Below are 19,692 nucleotides of genomic sequence, written 5' to 3' on the forward strand. Positions count from 1 at the left end.
GAGTTGTGTTGGTCATGTATTTTCACCACCATCACTCAACGTAAAAAAAGCAAAAATGGTGTTGGAATCAGTTACTCTCCTTTAAAAGTTGCCGGTCGTTTTTCAAGAAATGCAGTGGTGCCTTCTTTGAAATCAGCGGTTTTGGTACAAGCTGCAAAGCTATTGGCCTCGGTCTGGTAACCATTCTCCTGTTCATTGAAAACGGCATTGACACAGTCTATAACCAAACCAATGGCTATGGGTGCTTTGGAGGCAATTTTGCCCAATATTTCTTCGCACTTCGCCTTTCCTTCTTCTATGGTGTTTACCACGTGGTTGGCGAGTCCAAGACTTTTGGCCTCTTCGGCACCAATCATATCGGCAGTCATGCAGAGTTCAAACGCTTTCGCTTTACCAACCAGTTGGGTAAGGCGCTGAGTACCTCCATAGCCCGGAATTATGCCAAGCTTCACTTCGGGCTGTCCAAATTTAGCCGTAGCTGTGGCTACACGCATGTGGCAAGCCATGGCCAGTTCGCAACCGCCACCAAGGGCAAAACCATTGACCAAAGCAATAACCGGCTTATGACAGTTTTCTATGGCAGCAAAAACCTCTTGTCCGCTTTCTGCAAATTTTCTGGCATTTACCTCAGAAAGACTGGCTATTTCAGAAATATCGGCTCCTGCCACAAAGGCTTTGTCTCCTGCACCGGCAATAACCACTCCTCTTATGGAGTTGTCGTCATAAATGGTTTCGAAGGCCAATTTTATTTCGTCAATGGTTTGGGCATTGAGCGCATTCATTTTGTCGGGCCTGTTAATGGTTAGGTAAACAATGCCCTCTTTATTTTCGAAAAGGATGTTGCTAAAAGCAGTCATATTCGTTTGAGCTAGGTGCCAAAGATAATAGCCATAGGTGGTAAACTAAAACGGCACCATCCATTCCTATAAAAAATGATCTAACAATTGGCAGATTTTGGGGTTTAAATTCCGAAAACAAACAATGGTCACTACCTTTGCGGCCGAAAGACTAACCCCAGAAGAATGAGTAAAACAGACAGAATTACAGTTGCCTATGGCGATGGTATTGGTCCTGAGATTATGGATGCTACCATTCGTATTATGGATGCCGCAGAAGTTGGCCTAACTTACGATGTCATAGAAATTGGAGAACAAGTGTATAAAGCAGGCCATAAGTCGGGCATAAGCCCTGAGTCTTGGGATATACTGCGTAAAAACCCTGTTTTTCTCAAAGCTCCAATCACTACCCCTCAGGGTGGAGGTTACAAAAGTTTGAACGTAACCATTAGAAAATCGCTCGGCCTTTTTTCCAACGTGCGTCCGTTTAGAGCTTACCCGCCTTACGTGCCGTCTCATTTCCCCCACATGGACGTGGTAATAGTGCGCGAAAACGAGGAAGACTTATATGCCGGTATTGAACACCAGCAAACCAGTGAAGTGGTGCAAACCCTGAAGCTGATTTCTGAACCCGGCTCTGAAAAAATTATCCGATATGCCTTTGAGTATGCAAGAGCCTATAACCGCAAGAAGGTGACTTGTATGACCAAGGATAATATTATGAAGCATTCCGATGGATTGTTCCATAAGGTGTTTAATGAAGTGGCTAAGGAGTACCCTGATATTGCTGCCGATCACTGGATTATAGACATTGGGTCGGCTGTTGTTGCAGCTCGTCCGGAGTCGCTCGATGTGGTGGTAACCCTCAATTTATATGGCGATGTGATTTCGGATATTGCTGCTGAAGTGGCTGGTTCTGTGGGAATGGCCGGTTCGGCCAACATTGGTATGAACCATGCCATGTTTGAGGCCATTCACGGCTCGGCTCCTGATATTGCCGGACAAAACATAGCCAACCCATCAGGCCTACTGAATGGAGCTACCATGATGCTTGTGCAGTTAGGCAAGGCCGATAAAGCCGAGCTTATTCAGAATGCATGGCTCAAGACATTGGAAGATGGTATTCATACCGGTGATATCTATCGAGCGCAGCGCAGTGTGGAGCGTGTAGGTACCAAAGAATTTGCCGATGCGGTGATAGAGCGACTAGGCCAGAAACCAACTAAGCTAAAGCCTGTACACTACGATGAAAATGTTTCTATTAGTATAGATGTAAAGGAAAAACCGGCTAAGAAGAAAGAGCTTGTTGGGGTAGATGTGTTTATCGACTGGAGGGGCGAAAACAGAGATGCCAATGAAATAGGCGATAAGCTGCTCAACGAAGCTTCTACCGAGCGCCTAAAGCTAAAGCTTATCTCTAACCGTGGGGTGTTGGTATACCCTAATGGTATGCCTGAGACTTTCAAAACCGATCATTGGAGGTGCAGGTTTACCAATCCAAATGGAGAGGTTTTACAAAACTCTGATGTAATTGAACTGCTCCAAAATGTGCAGAAGGTCGGTTTCGACTTTATTAAGACGGAGCACCTTTATCAGTTTGATGGTGAGCGAGGCTACTCGCTAAGCCAGGGAGAATAATTGAAACGAATGTCTGGAGAAAACACGCTGGTCTGCTGGGCTAGCGTGTTTTTTTATGATGCAGGCTCTACGGCATAAATAGCCACCGCCTCTTCCTTACCCTTTAGGGGCATTTCTCCCATAAAATGAAAAACGAATTTCCTACCAAGAATTCGGTCTTTGAGATGTTGAGAAACCAGAAGCGGTTTCTCCAGCTCATTGCATTTGGCCTGAATACGAGCGGCTGTGTTGAGCGTGTCTCCGTGGTAAGCTATTTCTCTTTTGTATTTGCCCACTTCGGTGGTGGTAACTTTGCCCAGATTTACACCGGCTTTAAAAAACGGCACAATGCCATAGGCTTTTTCATAATGCTCTTTGCGCAATTCTATTTGGTGTTGAAAAGCATAAAAAGCTTTAAGGCAGTTGTTGTTTCGAATGCCGGCAGGGGTTGGCCAGGTGAGTATGGCCTCATCGCCCACGTATTGATAAATTTCGGCCTCATAGGCCAATACCACTCCTAAGTCGTAAAAGCAGTCCTGGATCAGGTTGCTATAGGTAATGTGGCCAAGTTTTTCAGCAAGCTGGGTAGAAGATTGCAGATCCAGAAACATAAATATACGCTCTTCTTCATGCGGTTCGTAGAATTCGCCCATCAGTAACTTGGTGAGGTTGCCTTCGCCCAACATTAAATTAACCTGTCGTAAAACCAACATAAACAGATCGAAAACAATGATGTAAAGATACACCACGCCACTACCGGCATCGGTAGCAAACTCCCACAGACCAATCTCAAATTTTAGAATATGTACAGACATTAAGTAGGCCACAAATATCATGGCGACTACAAAAGCCAATAGGTATACCCCCTTGATTATAAGGAGTTTTTTAATGGAGGTCTGCCGATAGATTTTTTCTTCCAGCAGAAACTGAAAGTAGCCTGAGATCATACCAAAGAAGCCTCCCAGTAGTCCGGCAAAGAAAATAGCTACGTCCAGGCTGGGGTTAAAGCGACTTACCTCTACAGTGCCCACACTCCTGATAAAAACCAAAAATATAAGGCCTGCCATCCATCCCAGTGTATACTGGCGAATGATGGTCTTCTTTCGGTTGCGGAGTGGCTTGGAAAATTGCACGTTCAAAGCTAGTAAGATTGGGCAGTTTAGGTAGTTGGAAGAGGAAGATTGTGCACGCGAAGGAATGAAAGCTTATCCCAATAGCCTCTTTGAAACACTATTTTTCCTTCCGAAACCTGAAAAAAGCCACAACCTCGTAGTCCCAGAGGGTCTTTCCATTCTAAAATAGCCCAGTCTCCATCTTCGAAAATATGCTCAACTATACAAGTCATTTTGGCCGTAGCAAACTCGGTTTCAAAACTGTTGATGATGGCTTTTTTGCCCTTTAAGGGACTATTGGCTACCTGATGGTTTATAGCATCTTCGGCATATAGTTGGCCTAATGCCTGGGCGTTGCCTTCGTTAAAAAGCCTAACCCATTCTTCAACCAGTGTTTTTGGAGTCATGTATTGGTGATTAAAAAGTAAAAACCTATGATTTTCTTCTGCTCAGAAGGTAATCATAGGTTTACTATCGTTTCTAAAAGTGCTTTGGTTGCGTAGGCCGGGTTGTTTTTTGTCTGCAGATCAGTTGAGGTGAATGATAGACAAATACAAGGGCATGCCTAAGGTAATGTTGAGAGGAAAGGTAATGGCCAGTGCCATAGGTATATATATGCCGGGGTTAGCTTTAGGGGCAGCCAGCTTCATGGCGGCCGGCACAGCAATATAAGAAGCACTGGCTGCCAGTATGGAAAACAGCAGTTGGTTGCCAACGTTATCTGTAATGTATTGGCTCACAAAGGCAACTACCGACCCGTTAATTAAAGGCACCAGCACAGCAAAACACAAAGTGAACCAGCCGTTTTTCAAGAATGTGGAGAGTTTCCTGCCACTGGTTATTCCCATATCTAGTAAGAAAACCGCCAAAAAGCCTTTGAAAATATCGGTAGTAAAGGGTTCTATGCCTTGAGCCTGTTTGTCGGAGGCAAGAAAGCCAATGACCAAACTACCCAGTATGAGTACCACACTGCCATTGGTTACCGAATGCTTTAGGATATGGCTGAAAGAGACTTTGTGCTCACTTTCTTCTCTGAAAAGAGCCATAAGCAGTACTCCTATAACAATTGAGGGGGCCTCCATAAGTGCCATTACAGCCACCATGTGGCCATCGAAAGCTATTTGCTGCATTTCCAAAAAGGAAACGGCCGTTACAAAAGTTACTGCGCTTACCGATCCGTAGGCTGCGGCTATGGCCCCCGCATTTTGTACCCCAAGTCTCTTTTTTAGTAGGAAAAAGGAGTATATAGGTACAATAAGAGCCATAACTACCCCAAAAACCAACGACCAGAGGATTTCCGCATTTATGGTTTCGTGAGACAACTCCTGACCTCCTTTAAATCCTATGGAGAAGAGAAGGTATATGGAGATGAATTTGGACGAATTGGCTGGTATTTCCAGATCGCTTTTTAGCTGAACGGCCAACAGACCCAGAAAGAAGAAGAGCAAGGCCGGGTTGGTCAGGTTATCGAACAATAATTGTAATTCCATGAAGGCTTGGCAAATCCGGGCCGTAGGCCCAGTCTATCGGGTTAGTTTAATGTTGAATGAGACCGTTGCTTCAATATGGCAACCCAGCTGTTCTGCTAACATAAACCGTTCTTGAAGTTCTTGCTTCTGTTGCTTTAGATGGTCTATATAAGCTTCTGTATCGGCATTGGATTTTAGCTGATTTGGTTGCTCAAAGGCCCTAAGGTTTTGAAGGTTTATTTGCTTTATCAATCCGTCTACCATGGCAGCCATTTGTTCAAAGGCTTGTGAAGGAGACAGGGTTTGGTTCATTAGCTGTATTTGATTTTCTTTTTCGTGAATCATGACTTTTGATTGGTTTTACTTGATTGTATCAGGTGAATAATAGAAGCGAAGAAAACGATGGCTCCTGAGGCTATGGCGGGGGCCTTTAGGGCGCTGGCATAGGTGAAGACCAGCATAATCCAGCAAGCTAAAGCCAACAAAACTGTCCCTATGAAAACCAGGCTTTGACTTACTATGAAAGCTTCTGATTTGACAGGAGAAGCATTTTCTGACTTGGCTCGCTTTTCAGTCCATTCGGTTGTCGATGTTGTGCGCATAGTTCTTTTTTTAATGCGGCACAAAGATGAAGGCTGTGATTGATAAATTTTTATTTATCTTTCATATGTTAATCATAAACATAATTTATGGATTATACCCTGCATCAGCTCAAGGTTTTCCTTAAGGTAGTTCATACACAAAGCGTTACTAAGGCTTCAGAAGAGCTTTTTTTAACTCAACCAGCAGTTTCTATTCAGCTCAGAAAATTTCAGGATCAGTTTTCTGTACCGCTATTTGAGGTAGTCGGTAGGCAATTGTACATCACCGATTTTGGAAAGGAAATAGCTGTGGCTGCAGAAAGGATTCTCAACGAGGTAGAAGCCATTAATTATAGAACCTTGGCCTACAGCCAGCAATTGGCAGGTCGGCTCAAGGTTTCTGTAGTTTCTACAGGGAAGTACGTAATGCCCTATTTTCTGTCTGAATTCATGCGAAAACACAAGGGTGTCGATCTGATTATGGACGTAACCAATAAAAGTAGGGTGATCTCTAACCTGGAGGAAAATGAAGTTGATTTTTCGTTGGTGTCGGTTTTGCCTGCCCACCTGAGTATCGATAGGCTAGAGTTGCTTCAAAACAAGCTATATCTGGTGGGCAGTCCGCAACTCAGGGCTTTGGCCGATTCTGATAAAAAGGATTTTCTGCAACAATACCCTCTTATATATAGAGAACAAGGCTCGGCTACACGCAATGCCATGGAGTCGTTCATTCGTTCAAAATCCATTTCTACTTATAAGAAGCTTGAGCTTACTTCTAATGAAGCCGTTAAGCAGGCAGTAATTGCAGGACTTGGTTATTCTATTATGCCCCTTATAGGGCTCAGAAATGAGCTCAGAAATGGGCAATTGGAAATAATTCCATTGAAGGGCCTGCCGATTGTTACCCGTTGGAATCTCATATGGTTAAAAGGCAAAAACCTCTCTCCGGTAGCACAGGGATATTTAGATTTTCTAAAGCAGAAGAGAAAGAAACTGGTGGAGGAACATTTTCACTGGTACGAGCAATATTAATCTCTGGGTTTTCGGTAAGAGAGTAACTTCATAAACAGAATGATGCCCGCCAGTAGAGCCGTAATAATATTGGCGATTATGAGTGGGCGATTATCAATGGATAATCCATAGGCCAACCAACAAAGAGTACCTAAAAACATCATGGCAAACGTTGTGAGGCTCAGGTCTTCGGTGTGCCTTGTTCGAATGGTTTTTATGGCCTGAGGCAAGAACGCTCCGGTGGTAAGTATTGCAGCCAGTATACCCAAATTTTCCATAACTCTGGTGTATTTAAGGAATTGGCCAAAGGTAGAATAATTCATAATCTACGATATGAAAAGTAAGGAAAACTAATGCACCGTGTTGCATCGCTGCATTAGTTTAGCTGGCTTATTGTAAAGCAATGGGTGTTTGAGGTCTCTTGTGGTGCGCGTATTCAAGCAAGGTTGCTACCTCGGTTTCTGCATTGAAATGAATTTTGAGCCACCCGATATGATACTGACCATTCTGGTAGAGCTGAATAGCCAATACTTTGCTACGTCCTATCCACGCACCTTCATGGCTTACCGAACCGCTATTGGTGGTCTTGCGTATGGCTATGGCGCCATGTTCACTGGTCCACTGTTCATTAGGTTTGAGGCTAAAGTCCAGTGTGGTGGGGGGATTCTCTGCAATAAGAAGCCCCATGTTTAAAAAGTTATCGTCAGAAAATGGCCCCGATTTGACTTTATGAGGGCCAATTGGGTTTACGCCAACATAGAGTTCGTCGCCCTCCTGGTTGGCCGTAAGTTCTGCAAACACGGTAAAATCTACTATGCCGTCTTTGTTCATGTCTATGGTCAGAGGGTTGCCACTTCCCTGTTTGGCGGTGCGCCCGTCTATCACCCGAATAACTTCAGAAGGTGCAATGGGTTGGGGGTCATCGTTAGAGCAGCCCCATAGCCCAATGGTTAGCCCAAGTAGAGCCAAAAGGCTAAAGAAAGGCCTATCCGACAACTTGCGGATAAGCCTGTTACTGAATGTATAGTACATTTGAGTTTTTGAGTTTTGCTTTAGACAACACCTCTCAAAGAAGGGTTGTAAGTCGTGTTCGAAAACTCTTTAAAAGAAAGCCGATTTATTAGGGATGGAGAAATAATATCGATAAATCAGGCCTAAAGCCGATTCTTACAGACAACGGAATAACCCTAAAAAAATGGGAAACTTCGGGCCTCTCTGGTATTAGCCTTAGTTTTCATAGACCCGAATCACTTCTCCATGACCTTTCCCCATAACGCTTCTTACGTATGCATTCACGGCTTTGTGCATGGGCACGGGGTTGTGGCCCGGAAAGTAATCCTTGTATTTCGCATAGGCATCTTCTACCATGCCCAACGAAACCACATTGAGCCTGATACCATTGTGCATTTCCAGAGCGGCCGCTTTCACAAAGCTGTGAATGCCACCGTTTACCATAGCCGCACTGGTAGTCTTTATTACCGGGTCATCAGCCAAAATACCGGTAGAAAGAGTAATGGAGCCGTTGGCGTTTAAGTGCTGTCTTCCGATTCTCACCAGGTTTACCTGCCCCATTAATTTGCTCCTCAGACCAATGTAATAATCCTCTTCGCTCAGCGAATCGAACGGAGCCCACTTGGCCTCACCGGCTATGCATATAAAGGCATCAATAGGGCCAGTTCGTTCAAACATGTTTTTAATTGAAGCGCTATTGGCAATATCTACCACTACATCTCCGGCCGACCTTCCGGCAATCAATACCTCATGCTCTTTTCTGAAATGCTCTGCAACAGGCTTTCCTATAGTGCCATGACCACCTACTATTAATATTTTCATAATTCAGTTGGTTTAAAAAATGGTTAATCACTCTTATCGTACACAATTATGTCATCTTCAGTTCCAAAGAGACCGTCTTTACCGGCCGATGTGAGCGTGTAAGAAGAGTCGGTACGTTCGTACTTGTAATTTTGGTTCCAGGCATCGTTCAGCCAGCCTTGCCAAATCGGTTTACTTTGTACAAATGAAGAGAAACTGTCAGGAAAGGTGTCGGTGTTGTTTTTATACCATTTCAGGGCTTCCTGGATTTCCTGCATTTCATCGCGGGTAAAACCCTCATTGAGATACTGCTTACGAACATATTGATTTCCATTAATTACAGAGAGTTGAAACAAAAAAATCAATGTAGGAATAATGATGATCACCGTGATTAATCCAAAAATAAGCTGAATCATGGCTTTCTTTTTGCCCTCCGATTTAGAGACCACCTGATAAATTTCGATAAAGGAGATGATCGCAAAAGTGGGGTATATAAAAAGTGCAAAATACGGTAATAGAAAAATAAGGAGAATGGGCAATAGTAAGTTTAGCAGGCCCGAAGTATACCTACCCATATAAAGCTGACCAGTGCCAGGAATAATTGCTGAAAGAATAAACGGAATTAGACTATTCATTTTATCGAACAGCAACGAATATATCCACTTCTGCCTGCTCCCAATTGTGGCTTCGTTCGTCATACACTTCAAAATCGAAGGTATAAGCTCTCTTCAAGTCGCTAGACCAAATGTTTTTCCAGCTATCTGCCATACAATCGGGCATTTTACCTTTAGCTTGTATCAGTGCATAGGTTTGTTCGGGTATGGCCAGCTTGCTCAATCCTTCTGGTGCCTCAGTGCCACTTTTTACACGACATCCAACAAAATAATTGAACGCTCCCGTGTGGTCGCTTTCGTAATCGAAGTACACTGCGTATACAGCCTCATTTAGCTTATTCGGTATGGTCTGAGCTAGTTCTTGTGTTTCAAACTCTTGCCAGAGACTTCCACAGTCTTGCATGGACTGGCCATTTTGATTGCTTGTTTTTGTTTTTAGCCTAAGGCCGATTAGTTCAAAAGATGAGTGTGTCATAACAAGTGAAAACAATAATGATCAATAATACAAAAATGAGGGAGCATTACGTATGCCGGAGATGAAAACTAGTACCGTTAAAAGCTTGGATGGAAAATCCTTCATTTCATTTATCATGTTGATAGGGTATAGATTATATAAATATGATACGGTCGATTATTTATAAATTTTATTGCAAATTGAAGTCACTGTTGAAATTTAAAAAACACGATATATGGAAAATCACAACCCACACGGCAGCGCAAGCTACAATACCAATGACGCGGCCAATTGCCCTTTTCTAGGAGGAAAGCTCAATCATAGTGCCGGAGGAGGTACCTCAAATCAAGACTGGTGGCCCAATGCTCTTAAGCTGAATATTTTAAGGCAGCATTCCAGTCTTTCAAACCCAATGGGAGAAGACTTTAACTATGCTGAAGAGTTTAAGAAGCTGGACTACGAGGCACTAAAAAAGGACCTTCATGCACTAATGACTGATTCTAAAGACTGGTGGCCTGCCGATTGGGGGCACTATGGTCCGTTGTTTATACGCATGACCTGGCACGCGGCCGGTACTTACAGAATTGCCGATGGAAGAGGTGGTGGAGCCACCGGTTCACAGCGTTTTGCTCCGCTAAACAGTTGGCCCGATAATACCAATCTGGATAAGGCAAGAAGATTGCTATGGCCTATTAAACAAAAATATGGTAACAAAATATCGTGGGCAGACCTGCTCATTCTAACCGGTAATGTGGCGCTGGAGTCCATGGGATTTAAAACCTTTGGCTTTGGTGGTGGTAGAGAAGACATCTACGAACCTGAGCAAGATATTTATTGGGGTTCGGAGGGCGAATGGTTGGATGATAAACGCTACTCAGGAGACAGAGAGTTGGAGAATCCGCTGGCAGCCGTTCAAATGGGCCTTATCTATGTAAATCCGGAAGGCCCTAATGGTAACCCCGATCCCATTGCAGCCGCTAAAGACATTCGCGAGACATTCGGACGAATGGCTATGAACGATGAGGAAACCGTGGCTTTGATAGCGGGAGGTCATACGTTTGGTAAAACGCATGGAGCGGGAGATCCTACCAAATATGTTGGCCCTGAGCCAGAAGGAGCCACTATGGAAGAGCAGGGTTTTGGATGGAGAAATACTTTGGGCAGCGGACACTCCGAAAATACCATTACCTCTGGTTTAGAAGGTATTTGGACCGATACACCAACCCAGTGGAGCATGAAATACCTTGAAAATCTCTTTAAATATGAGTGGGAGCTGTACAAGAGCCCGGCAGGAGCCTACCAATGGAGGCCTAAGAATGGTGGTGGCGAAGGAACCGTACCCGATGCTCACATAGAAGGCAAGTTTCATCAACCATTTATGCTCACCACCGATTTGTCCTTGCGCTTGGATCCGGAATATGAGAAAATCTCACGCAGATTCTTAGAAAATCCCGATGAGTTTGCCGATGCATTTGCAAGAGCCTGGTTCAAACTATTGCACAGAGATATGGGGCCTAAAAACCGATACCTGGGGCCGGAAGTACCCACCGAAGATTTGATTTGGCAAGACCCCATTCCGGCAGTTGAACATGATCTTATCGATGCGGCTGATATTAAGCACCTGAAGGCAGAAATACTGGCTACAGGTCTGTCAGTTTCTGAGTTGGTGTCGACAGCCTGGGCTTCGGCTTCTACCTTCAGAGGTTCCGACAACCGTGGAGGAGCCAATGGCGCCAGAATTAGGTTTGAACCTCAAAGAAGTTGGAAGGTAAATAATCCCGAGCAATTAAATAAAGTGCTCAATGCTCTGGAAGAGGTACAAAAAGCGTTTAATAGTGCACAGTCGGGCAATAAGCAGGTTTCTATGGCCGATCTGATAGTGCTTGGTGGCTGCGCGGCTATCGAAAAGGCGGCCAAAGATGCAGGCGTAACCATTGAGGTGCCATTTACCCCGGGCAGGGGAGATGCTCTGGAAGAGCAGACCGATGCCGAATCGTTTGAGTGGCTAAGACCAAGAGCCGATGGTTTCAGAAACTATCAGCAACAGAAGTATTCCGTATCGGCCGAAGAGCTGTTGGTCGATAAAGCACAATTGCTAAAGCTTACACCTCCGGAAATGACAGTATTGGTGGGTGGAATGCGTGTGCTCAATACAAACTATGATGGCTCTAAACACGGAGTGTTTACCGACAAGCCCGGAGTGTTGAGCAACGACTTTTTTGTCAATCTTCTCGATATGAACATTAGCTGGAAGGCAACCAGTGCCGATCAGGATTTATTTGAAGGTAGCGACAGATCTACCGGAAAAGTGAAATACACCGGTACCCGGGTAGACCTTGTGTTTGGTTCAAACTCCGAGCTACGGGCGTTGGCCGAAGTATATGGTCAAGGCGATAGCAAAGAGAAGTTTGTCAAAGACTTTGTAGCAGCCTGGAATAAAGTAATGATGAATGACCGGTTCGATATTGCCTGAAAAACGGCACAGAACTAGAGCGAAAGGTGTCTCGAGGGGTAAAGCCTGAAAGACACCTTTTTTGTTTGGTCGTTGGTGGTTGGCTGTACAGTCATGTATGGGGGAGTGGATCCTTTTTATGCACGACTCATTGCATAGATTGAATTCAGTCTAAATTGAAATTGACTGATTATCAAACATTTAAAGTCTTATTGAGGTATATTGAGAGTAGCGTAAACGAAATAATGATATGTCTATACGATTAGCTTCCAGTTGTTCTCATTGTGAGTCTCTTACTTCAGATAATATATGTTCGGTTCATAAGCTTAAAGTCAATGAAAACTATACCTGCGATAGGTTTTCACTCATACCAAAGCTTGATACTTCCAGGCATTGCGGCAACTGTGCCCGTCATCAAACCGATGCATGTGCACATCCAAACAAAGCGAGTGAGGGCATGCTCTGTTCTAGCTGGGCTCCGCAGGCGTAGCCATTAGTAAAACATAACAATAGTTAGCAGCCTTAAAGCTCCTGACTACCTCTAGTTCCCGGCTTCGATCGGGAATTTTTTAATTGTCTCTATAACCCGTTCAGACACCCTGTTAAAAAACTATAGTTAGCAGAAGACCGGGGCCATCGAGAATAGGTGGCTACCGATATCACCTTTTTAGAGCATGTGTCAGTGTTTTATGACGGGCTGCCGTTCAGGTGGTTTTACTTTTTTCTGTTGGCGGACGAAAAGACTACTTCCTTACCGTTGGAGTCTATTAGTCCTTCCTTGTTACCTTTCACGTATTTGGCATAATTCGAGAGACCTGTCGACCCAAAATCGAAAATGCGGTTATAGATTGGCTTCACAATTTCTTTTCCCGATGAATCAATAAATCCATACTTTTCATCCTTTTCTATTTTTGCCCATGATATACCGCAAGTGCCAAAATCAAAAATTCGGCTGTAGATTGGGGCGACTACTTCTATACCTGATGAATTGATGAAACCAAACTTTCCACCCTTCTCTACTTTAGCCCATGAGATTCCATTAGCTCCGAAATTGTAGATTCGGTCATAAACTGTGGGCACAACCTCTACTCCCTGGGCATTTATGAAACCTATTTTACCTCCTTTTTCCACTTTGGCCCATGAAATGCCATTAGAACCAAAATAAAATACTCGATCATATATAGGGGGAACAACTTCCCGGCCCTGGCTATCGATAAAACCAAACTTACCGTTCTTTTCTACCTTGGCCCAGGAAATACCATTAGAACCAAAGACGAAAATCCTGTCGTATTTGGGCTCAACAATCAACTTGTGGTTGGCGTCTATAAATCCGAACTTATTTTCAGACTCAACCATAGCCCAGGAAATACCATTTGCTCCAAAATCATAGATTCTGTCGAACTGTTTGAGTGTTTTGAGGTTTTCTTCCTGCGCAAAGATTTGGGCGGAAATGACCAGCATGAATAGGCCGGGTAGCCAATTGGTGTGTTTTATTTTCATAAGGAGATCAGTTTTAAAACCATAATTTAACACATTTTTTTTAGTACAAATGGTCATTTGATATTGCTCCTTAAAAGAACAGGGCTTCATGTGACATGAAACCCTGCTTAATTCGGTCTATAGCTTAAAGAGTGCTTGTATTTATAGCCCTCTGTTTAAATCGAACTTTTCGAGGTAGTCGGCTACTCTTCGAACGAACATTCCTCCCAATGAGCCATCTACAACCCGATGATCGTAGGAGTGGGATAGGAACATTTTGTGTCTGATTGCAATAGCATCTCCATTTGGTGTTTCTATTACCGCAGGCTTTTTAACTACGGCTCCAAGTGCCAGAATACCCACTTGTGGTTGCATAATGATGGGGGTTCCCATTACGTTGCCAAAAGAGCCAACGTTAGAAACAGTGTAAGTGCCTCCTTGCAAGTCGTCTGGCGAAAGCTTGTTTTCACGGGCTTTCTTAGCCAGCTGATTTACTTTTTTGGTGATACCCACAAGGCTTAACTGATCGGCATTGTGAATTACAGGAACAATGAGGTTGCCGGTGGGTAAGGCTACAGCCATACCTATGTTAATGTCTTTCTTCTTGATTATCCGCGTACCATCTACCTGCACATTCATCATTGGGTAGTCCTTAATGGCTTTTACTACGGCTTCTATAAAGATGGGGGTAAAGGTGATTGGCTCTCCTTCGCGCTCTTTGAATTGCTGTTTTACGCGGTTTCTCCAATACACAATATTAGTTACGTCTGCTTCAACAAATGATGTAACATGAGGAGAGATGCGCTTTGAATCGACCATGCGCTCGGCAATCATCTTACGCATACGATCCATTTCAATGATCTCATCTTCACCAGAGATGCTTACCGGCATTGGTTGAGGGGTACGAGCCGGAGCGGCTGCAGGCTGGGCAGCAGGTGCCGGGCTGGAAGTGGCCTGTCCGGCCGCTGGTCTATTTTTCACATAGGCCAGAATATCTTTTTTGGTCACACGGCCTTCGCGTCCGGTACCCGGTACCGACTCAAGCTCTGCCATGGAGATGTTTTCCTGACGAGCAATGCTCATTACCAGTGGAGAATAGAAGCGGTCTGAACTGGTTTGTCCATTACTTGATTGTCCGTTGCTGGAGGCTGAAACTGCTGCTGGTTGAGCTTCGGCTTGAGGTTGGGGTGCTGAAGCCGTGGCAGCGGGAGCAGTAGTCGGCTGGCTTTCGGTTTCCACTGCGGCATCCGTTTCAATTTTAGCAATGGGAGCACCTACGGCCACCACATCGCCCTCTTTCACTAAAATTTCTTTAAGAATTCCTCCGTGAGTTGCAGGAACTTCTGTGTCTACTTTATCGGTGGCCACCTCCAAAACCGATTCATCGGGTTCTATGGTGTCTCCCTCTTTCTTTAGCCAGGTGAGCACAGTACCTTCCATTATACTCTCGCCCATTTTTGGCATTACCATTTCTACTATAGCCATTTCCTTATTTTTAGTGAATTAAAACGTTTGCACTAACTCGCAAAAGTAAACGAATTACCAAATATTATCAAAGTTTTATTGGCTTAAACTTTTTCTAACCAAATTTAATATTGCAATTTCTGTCAATTCAATATTTAATAGTCTGTTCTGAGTTAATTGCAGTTTTTTGGTGATGGTTTTTTCGCCATCGGCAAAAGCAATCCAAACTGTACCTATTGGTTTTTCGTCTGTTCCCCCTCCTGGGCCGGCAATTCCACTCGAAGCAGCACCAATATCGGCATTAAATAGCTTGCGTACGCCTTCAGCCATTTCTTTTACGCAGGCCTCGCTTACGGCTCCATAGGCCTCCAGAGTTTCTTGCCGTACACCAAGTATTTGCATTTTAAACTGGTTGTGATAGGGTACAACTCCACCCTGGAAATAATTACTAGAACCGGCCACTGTGGTTAGTTTGTGTTGGGCGTAGCCTCCAGAACAGCTTTCGGCCAATGCTATGGTTTTGTTTTTGGTTTTGAGCAATTGGCCTACGGCTTCTTCCAGAGAGGTTTCATCGTAGCCGTAAATAAATTCCCCTGCCAACGGAAGAAGCCTTTCAACCTGCTGCCCGACTTCCTCTACCAATTGTTGCTTGTTTTCACCTACGGCTGTCAGTCTTAGTTTTACCTGCCCTACACTCGGTAGATAGGCTAATGAAATATGTTCGGGTAGGTTGGCCTCCCAGTCCTTTATAATATCGGCCAAAAACGACTCGCCAATACCCACCGTTTTGATGAGCTTATGATAGATAACCGGGGTTTGAAAGTGACGGGATAACTTAGGCAGCACCAATTGCTTCACAAGATTTTTCATCTCGTGCGGAACACCGGGCAACGAGACAAAGACTTTTCCGTTGCGTTCGTACCATGTGCCGGGCGCAGTTCCAAGCTCATTGTGCAATACCTGGGCTACTTTAGGCACCAGGGCCTGTCTTTTATTAAGTTCAGTGAACTGTCTGCCCCTTCTTTCAAAGAAGTTTTTTACATGGTTTAAGACCGATTCGTTGAGTACAATTTCACTATTGAAATACTCCGCCAACATGGGCATAGTCAGGTCGTCATTGGTAGGGCCAAGGCCACCGGTAATTATCACCATGTCGGCTCTTTTTTCGGCCTCGGCAAAAGCCGTTAAAATGGCCTCTCTTTGGTCGCCAACAGTTGTTTTTCGCACTACTCTAACCCCTAATTGATCCAACTCTGCACTAATCCATTGTGCATTGGTATCTGTGATTTGCCCATAGAGAATTTCATCTCCAATGGTGAGAATCTCGGCCAGTATCTGTTTCATTTTATGCTTTTTCTAAAGCTTGTTGAATGTCTGAAATAATGTCGTCAATGTGTTCTAAACCCACCGAAACGCGAATGAGTTCTGGCGTGATTCCTACTTTTAATCGCTCCTCTTCGGTTAGCTTGGCGTGGGTGGTAGATGATGGGTGTGTGGCAATGGTTCGGCTATCGCCCAGATTGGCAGTGAGTGAACAAAGGCTAAGGTGATTCAGGAAATTGCGTCCGTTTTCTAACCCACCCTGAATACCAAAGGCAACCAAGGCTCCGCCCTTACTCATTTGTTTCTGTGCAATATCGAATTGAGGGTGGCTTTTAAGGCCGGGGTATTTAACCCAGTTTACCTTGGGGTGAGCTTCCAGGAATTCACTCAGAGCAAGTGCATTTTCGCAGTGTCGTTCCATGCGCACAGCCAGTGTTTCCAGACTTTTGGAAAGGACCCAGGCATTGAAAGGCGAGAGAGCTGGTCCCGTACTTCGGCTAAAGGCGTAAATTTCTTCAATAAGGTCTTTTCGACCAACCGTAATTCCTCCCAAAACGCGTCCCTGACCATCTATAAACTTAGTGGCAGAGTGAATCACCAAATCAGCTCCGAAGCGGATAGGCTGTTGAAGGTAAGGGGTAGCAAAGCAATTGTCTACAATAAGTATTAGTCCATGCTCTTTGCAGAATTGCCCGGCAAACTCAAGGTCCACCAAATCTACACCCGGGTTGGTTGGTGTTTCCAGGTAAAACAACTTGGTGTTGGGCTGCACGGCATTTCCCCAGTCGGCAGTGGAGTTTACCTCTACATAGGTGGTTTCTATTTTCCACTTAGGCAATATTTTGGTGAAAACGGTATGAGTAGAGCCAAACACCGAACGGCAGCTTATGATGTGGTCTCCTGCATTGGCCAGGGCTGCAAAAGTAGAAAACACGGCAGCCATACCTGTAGCAAAAACATAGCCTGCTTCTGCACCCTCCATTTGACATAACTTGTCGGCCAATTCCCCAAAATTGGGATTGCTGAACCGGCTATAAATATGGCGGTCGTTTTCACCGGCAAAGGCAGCCCGCATTTCTTCGGCATCATTGTAAATAAAGCTGGAAGTCAAATACATGGGCGTGGAGTGCTCCTGTGCATGGGTGGGTGCAATCTGAGTTCTTATGGCCTGTGTTTCGAATTTCTGGTCTTTGCTCATGGCTGTGCTTGTGTGTTCAAAGTTAATTGAGTTTTATAGTTATGCTAAGACAAAAGCATTGTTGTTTGCTCAAAAATAGCTTGTCTAACCGACTATGGTTCTGAAGGTGAGATTAATTCGTGCACCATCGGCTTTTTTGCTGGGAGGCAGGGCATGCTGCCAATAGTCTTGTGTAGATCCCTTCATGAGTAACAGGCTTCCATTTTCCAATAGTTGTTCTACTTTGTTGCCCGAGTGTTGGTGTCGGAATACAAACTTTCGTTCGGTTCCCAGGCTTATAGAAGCTATAGCGCCTTCTCGTTTTAATTCGGGCTCGTTGTCGCTGTGCCAACTCATGCCCTCTTCTCCCGAATGATACAGGTTAAGCAAGCAGGAGTTGTATGTTTCTCCGGTAGCCAGTTCAGCCTTTTTTTTCAGCTCAATGAGTTCGTTAATCCACGGCAAGGCCTTTTTTGTGGTCTTAGAGTAGGTGTAGTCAAAGGGTTTGTCTCCATACCAGGCTACTTTTCGTTTAGTGGTAATCCGCTTGCCAAACATGAGCAACTCATCGTTTCTCCAGGCTATTTTCTCGAGCAATTTGCGAAAATAACGGTAGGCATCGTCAGGATGTATGAGAGCCCGGTAGTAATGAACTATACCGTCTTCCGGCAATATGTTTTCTTCCGGTTCGGGAGTGAAGTCAAATAATTGCATCGCTCGTGTTCAGGGGTTTGCCAATTGAATGGTTGCAAGTTGATCAAAAAATGCGTGAAATCGGTTCGGTTTTTAAACAACTCATGTGCCCGGGAGGCCAAAGAAGTCATCGGCCGCTTTTCATTCTGGCTAGAGCAATTTCGGCCAGAGCAATCCATTTGTCCATGTCGGTGGTCAAAACAAACCAGTCCTTTAGTGGCGGTTTGGTTTTGAAAGGATTGAGAAGAGTATAGTGATGAATACCCTCGGAAGCCGGGTCGAAGTCTCTCCCGAGCCGGAAACACATTTTGTTGTCCCAGTTGAATAGAAAGTTTTTGCCTTTGTATTGCAGGCCACGAGACGACATCATTTTGCCCTCCGTCACGTCAGCTTGGGTAGCAAAGTGACTGACGAGTGTTTCGAAAAATTGTTCTGCCTTATTCATATTACATTGTATGAGTAAAATATGCTGTTCTTCCGCTGTGTTTGGTTGCCTGCATCAACCGTTTGTAGAATAATGGGCTGTATGTTGGCTAACTGACACACTATGAGTGGTAAGAACTTCAACTTTGTAAAAAGTTAAACTATGAAAAAGATTGTGCTTTTTTCTTTAATGACGCTGCTATGGGCCTGTGAAGGGACAAAAGTAGAGCAGAAAAAGGAAGAAACAGCTAAGGTAGACTATACCGCGCACCACGTTGAAGCCATAGATAAAGTATTTGAAGCTCATGGTGGCTATGAGCAATGGAGCAAGCTCAAAACCCTTGCTTACGAAATGGGCGGAAGCAAAACTCTGGTTGATTTGCAAAACCGCTATACTCGTATTGATTCGGAAAACCAGACAGTAGGTTTTGATGGCGAAAAGGTATGGGTAAATCCGCCCAGCGAAAATGCTGACCGTCAGCGCATGACTTACAACCTGATGTTTTACTTCTATGCCTTCCCGTTTGTGGTTGGTGACCCCGGAGTGAATTATGAGCCTTTGGAGCCAATAGAGCTTGCCGGACAGACTTATAACGCAGTGAAAATAACCTATAACGCAGGTGTTGGAGATGCCCCGAATGATCAATACATCATTCTTTCCGATCAGGAGACCAACCAGATGGAATGGCTAATGTATACCGCAACTTTTGGAGGAGAGCCTAGCGACCGGTTCAACCTAATTCGCTATAGTGGATGGCAAGAAGTGGGGGGTGTTAAGTTAGCTACGTCTTTGCAGTGGCATCGGTTTGCCGATGGCGTAGCCGGAGCCCCTCGCGGTTCGGCCACGGTGTTTGAAAATGTGCGCGTATCGGTAGAGTACCCTTCGATGGATAATTTTAGAATGCCCGAAGGTGCTGTGGTGGCCAAAGACCCGGCCGGAGAATAGTTTTGTAATACCCCCTCTGCCCGGAGGGGTTATTGTTTTATTTGTGTGGAAGGTCGAGGCCCCACAACCAAGAGTGGTGGGAGTTATTTCTGCCAAACTTTCCTGTCAATTTCAGCTTACACTTTTATACCTCCGATAAAAGCATTTTCATTGTCAAACTGACAATGATTTTCTCATTTAGAAAATATTTTCATTTTCGACATCCACTTTCAGTGCCTTTTACGTTTAA

21 protein-coding genes are annotated in these 19,692 nt (G+C 44.5%); 4 read left to right on the forward strand and 17 right to left on the reverse strand.

Translation table 11 applies throughout. The features are described 5' to 3' along the window. Positions 1–71: 71 nt before the first annotated feature. Positions 72–857, reverse strand: a complete 786-nt coding sequence (locus tag IE164_RS06050) for an enoyl-CoA hydratase/isomerase family protein (protein ID WP_189629323.1) — start codon at positions 855–857, stop codon at positions 72–74. A gap of 165 nt (positions 858–1,022) precedes the next feature. Here IE164_RS06050 and IE164_RS06055 point away from each other — a divergent pair, with 165 nt between their 5' ends. Continuing rightward, positions 1,023–2,474, forward strand: a complete 1,452-nt coding sequence (locus IE164_RS06055) for an NADP-dependent isocitrate dehydrogenase (RefSeq protein ID WP_189629324.1) — start codon at positions 1,023–1,025, stop codon at positions 2,472–2,474. A gap of 53 nt (positions 2,475–2,527) precedes the next feature. On the opposite strand, the gene IE164_RS06060 is transcribed toward IE164_RS06055, so the two are convergent. From IE164_RS06060 to IE164_RS06080, 5 genes are all read right to left on the reverse strand, one after another. Next, positions 2,528–3,586: an adenylate/guanylate cyclase domain-containing protein gene (locus IE164_RS06060; protein ID WP_229838611.1), complete on the reverse strand. Its 1,059-nt coding sequence runs from the start codon at positions 3,584–3,586 to the stop codon at positions 2,528–2,530. A 26-nt stretch (positions 3,587–3,612) separates the two neighbouring features. Next, positions 3,613–3,972: a nuclear transport factor 2 family protein gene (locus IE164_RS06065; protein ID WP_189629326.1), complete on the reverse strand. Its 360-nt coding sequence runs from the start codon at positions 3,970–3,972 to the stop codon at positions 3,613–3,615. A gap of 120 nt (positions 3,973–4,092) precedes the next feature. Further along, positions 4,093–5,055: a sodium-dependent bicarbonate transport family permease gene (locus IE164_RS06070; RefSeq protein ID WP_189629327.1), complete on the reverse strand. Its 963-nt coding sequence runs from the start codon at positions 5,053–5,055 to the stop codon at positions 4,093–4,095. A 33-nt stretch (positions 5,056–5,088) separates the two neighbouring features. Further along, on the reverse strand, positions 5,089–5,379 hold the full coding sequence (locus IE164_RS06075) for a hypothetical protein (RefSeq protein ID WP_189629328.1): 291 nt from the start codon (positions 5,377–5,379) through the stop codon (positions 5,089–5,091). Further along, complete coding sequence (locus tag IE164_RS06080; protein ID WP_189629329.1) at positions 5,376–5,636, reverse strand: hypothetical protein; 261 nt, start codon at positions 5,634–5,636, stop codon at positions 5,376–5,378. Before IE164_RS06080 ends, IE164_RS06075 begins: the two co-directional genes overlap by 4 nt. An 87-nt stretch (positions 5,637–5,723) precedes the next feature. Between IE164_RS06080 and IE164_RS06085 the strand changes: the two genes are divergently transcribed. Beyond that, positions 5,724–6,647, forward strand: a complete 924-nt coding sequence (locus IE164_RS06085) for a LysR family transcriptional regulator (protein WP_189629330.1) — start codon at positions 5,724–5,726, stop codon at positions 6,645–6,647. On the opposite strand, the gene IE164_RS06090 is transcribed toward IE164_RS06085, so the two are convergent. The 5 genes from IE164_RS06090 to IE164_RS06110 all read right to left on the reverse strand — a co-directional run bounded on the left by IE164_RS06090 (position 6,644) and on the right by IE164_RS06110 (position 9,455). Then, complete coding sequence (locus IE164_RS06090) at positions 6,644–6,949, reverse strand: SemiSWEET family sugar transporter (RefSeq protein ID WP_189629331.1); 306 nt, start codon at positions 6,947–6,949, stop codon at positions 6,644–6,646. The genes IE164_RS06085 and IE164_RS06090 overlap by 4 nt on opposite strands. 67 nt (positions 6,950–7,016) lie before the next feature. After that, a complete protein-coding gene (locus tag IE164_RS06095; protein ID WP_189629332.1) occupies positions 7,017–7,658 on the reverse strand; it encodes a hypothetical protein in 642 nt (213 codons plus the stop codon). Positions 7,659–7,853: 195 nt separating this feature from the next. After that, positions 7,854–8,459: a short chain dehydrogenase gene (locus IE164_RS06100; protein ID WP_189629333.1), complete on the reverse strand. Its 606-nt coding sequence runs from the start codon at positions 8,457–8,459 to the stop codon at positions 7,854–7,856. A 23-nt stretch (positions 8,460–8,482) separates the two neighbouring features. After that, complete coding sequence (locus IE164_RS06105) at positions 8,483–9,136, reverse strand: type II secretion system protein GspG (protein ID WP_189629334.1); 654 nt, start codon at positions 9,134–9,136, stop codon at positions 8,483–8,485. Beyond that, positions 9,075–9,455 carry a GyrI-like domain-containing protein gene (locus IE164_RS06110; RefSeq protein WP_229838553.1) on the reverse strand — a complete coding sequence of 127 codons (381 nt, stop codon included), beginning with the start codon at positions 9,453–9,455 and terminating at the stop codon, positions 9,075–9,077. The genes IE164_RS06105 and IE164_RS06110 overlap by 62 nt, the downstream gene beginning before the upstream one ends. Before the next feature lie 286 nt (positions 9,456–9,741). On the opposite strand from IE164_RS06110, the gene katG reads away from it, so the two are divergent. Continuing rightward, positions 9,742–11,979 (forward strand): catalase/peroxidase HPI, encoded by a 2,238-nt coding sequence (katG, locus tag IE164_RS06115; protein WP_189629336.1) that lies wholly within the window; start codon positions 9,742–9,744, stop codon positions 11,977–11,979. A 693-nt stretch (positions 11,980–12,672) separates the two neighbouring features. On the opposite strand, the gene IE164_RS06120 is transcribed toward katG, so the two are convergent. The 6 genes from IE164_RS06120 to IE164_RS06145 form a co-directional block, all read right to left on the reverse strand. After that, positions 12,673–13,458, reverse strand: a complete 786-nt coding sequence (locus IE164_RS06120; RefSeq protein WP_189629337.1) for a WG repeat-containing protein — start codon at positions 13,456–13,458, stop codon at positions 12,673–12,675. Positions 13,459–13,599: 141 nt separating this feature from the next. Further along, positions 13,600–14,922 carry a dihydrolipoamide acetyltransferase family protein gene (locus IE164_RS06125; RefSeq protein WP_189629338.1) on the reverse strand — a complete coding sequence of 441 codons (1,323 nt, stop codon included), beginning with the start codon at positions 14,920–14,922 and terminating at the stop codon, positions 13,600–13,602. Positions 14,923–14,997: 75 nt separating this feature from the next. Beyond that, positions 14,998–16,245 carry a competence/damage-inducible protein A gene (locus tag IE164_RS06130; protein ID WP_189629339.1) on the reverse strand — a complete coding sequence of 416 codons (1,248 nt, stop codon included), beginning with the start codon at positions 16,243–16,245 and terminating at the stop codon, positions 14,998–15,000. 1 nt (position 16,246) lies between these two features. Then, on the reverse strand, positions 16,247–17,422 hold the full coding sequence (locus tag IE164_RS06135; protein WP_189629340.1) for a trans-sulfuration enzyme family protein: 1,176 nt from the start codon (positions 17,420–17,422) through the stop codon (positions 16,247–16,249). Positions 17,423–17,506: 84 nt separating this feature from the next. Then, entirely contained in the window at positions 17,507–18,115 is a 609-nt protein-coding gene (locus IE164_RS06140; RefSeq protein ID WP_189629341.1) for an alpha-ketoglutarate-dependent dioxygenase AlkB family protein, read from the reverse strand. A gap of 106 nt (positions 18,116–18,221) precedes the next feature. Further along, positions 18,222–18,539, reverse strand: coding sequence for a hypothetical protein (locus IE164_RS06145; protein WP_189629342.1), 318 nt, complete (start codon positions 18,537–18,539; stop codon positions 18,222–18,224). 141 nt (positions 18,540–18,680) lie between these two features. On the opposite strand from IE164_RS06145, the gene IE164_RS06150 reads away from it, so the two are divergent. Beyond that, on the forward strand, positions 18,681–19,463 hold the full coding sequence (locus tag IE164_RS06150) for a DUF6503 family protein (protein WP_189629343.1): 783 nt from the start codon (positions 18,681–18,683) through the stop codon (positions 19,461–19,463). The last annotated feature ends 229 nt before the right edge of the window (positions 19,464–19,692 follow it).

Source organism: Roseivirga thermotolerans (genome assembly GCF_014653175.1).
GTDB classification, from domain to species: domain Bacteria; phylum Bacteroidota; class Bacteroidia; order Cytophagales; family Cyclobacteriaceae; genus Roseivirga; species Roseivirga thermotolerans.

Coding starts and splice junctions, on each gene's coding strand:
- IE164_RS06105 (WP_189629334.1), bottom strand. CDS start 9,136: ATGACGAACGAAGCCACAATTGGGAGCAGGCAGAAGTGGATATATTCG.
- IE164_RS06130 (WP_189629339.1), bottom strand. CDS start 16,245: ATGAAACAGATACTGGCCGAGATTCTCACCATTGGAGATGAAATTCTC.
- IE164_RS06150 (WP_189629343.1), top strand. CDS start 18,681: ATGAAAAAGATTGTGCTTTTTTCTTTAATGACGCTGCTATGGGCCTGT.
- IE164_RS06090 (WP_189629331.1), bottom strand. CDS start 6,949: ATGAATTATTCTACCTTTGGCCAATTCCTTAAATACACCAGAGTTATG.
- IE164_RS06125 (WP_189629338.1), bottom strand. CDS start 14,922: ATGGCTATAGTAGAAATGGTAATGCCAAAAATGGGCGAGAGTATAATG.
- IE164_RS06100 (WP_189629333.1), bottom strand. CDS start 8,459: ATGAAAATATTAATAGTAGGTGGTCATGGCACTATAGGAAAGCCTGTT.
- IE164_RS06085 (WP_189629330.1), top strand. CDS start 5,724: ATGGATTATACCCTGCATCAGCTCAAGGTTTTCCTTAAGGTAGTTCAT.
- IE164_RS06140 (WP_189629341.1), bottom strand. CDS start 18,115: ATGCAATTATTTGACTTCACTCCCGAACCGGAAGAAAACATATTGCCG.
- IE164_RS06095 (WP_189629332.1), bottom strand. CDS start 7,658: ATGTACTATACATTCAGTAACAGGCTTATCCGCAAGTTGTCGGATAGG.
- katG (WP_189629336.1), top strand. CDS start 9,742: ATGGAAAATCACAACCCACACGGCAGCGCAAGCTACAATACCAATGAC.
- IE164_RS06075 (WP_189629328.1), bottom strand. CDS start 5,379: ATGATTCACGAAAAAGAAAATCAAATACAGCTAATGAACCAAACCCTG.
- IE164_RS06080 (WP_189629329.1), bottom strand. CDS start 5,636: ATGCGCACAACATCGACAACCGAATGGACTGAAAAGCGAGCCAAGTCA.
- IE164_RS06120 (WP_189629337.1), bottom strand. CDS start 13,458: ATGAAAATAAAACACACCAATTGGCTACCCGGCCTATTCATGCTGGTC.
- IE164_RS06065 (WP_189629326.1), bottom strand. CDS start 3,972: ATGACTCCAAAAACACTGGTTGAAGAATGGGTTAGGCTTTTTAACGAA.
- IE164_RS06050 (WP_189629323.1), bottom strand. CDS start 857: ATGACTGCTTTTAGCAACATCCTTTTCGAAAATAAAGAGGGCATTGTT.
- IE164_RS06070 (WP_189629327.1), bottom strand. CDS start 5,055: ATGGAATTACAATTATTGTTCGATAACCTGACCAACCCGGCCTTGCTC.
- IE164_RS06055 (WP_189629324.1), top strand. CDS start 1,023: ATGAGTAAAACAGACAGAATTACAGTTGCCTATGGCGATGGTATTGGT.
- IE164_RS06145 (WP_189629342.1), bottom strand. CDS start 18,539: ATGAATAAGGCAGAACAATTTTTCGAAACACTCGTCAGTCACTTTGCT.
- IE164_RS06135 (WP_189629340.1), bottom strand. CDS start 17,422: ATGAGCAAAGACCAGAAATTCGAAACACAGGCCATAAGAACTCAGATT.
- IE164_RS06110 (WP_229838553.1), bottom strand. CDS start 9,455: ATGCAAGACTGTGGAAGTCTCTGGCAAGAGTTTGAAACACAAGAACTA.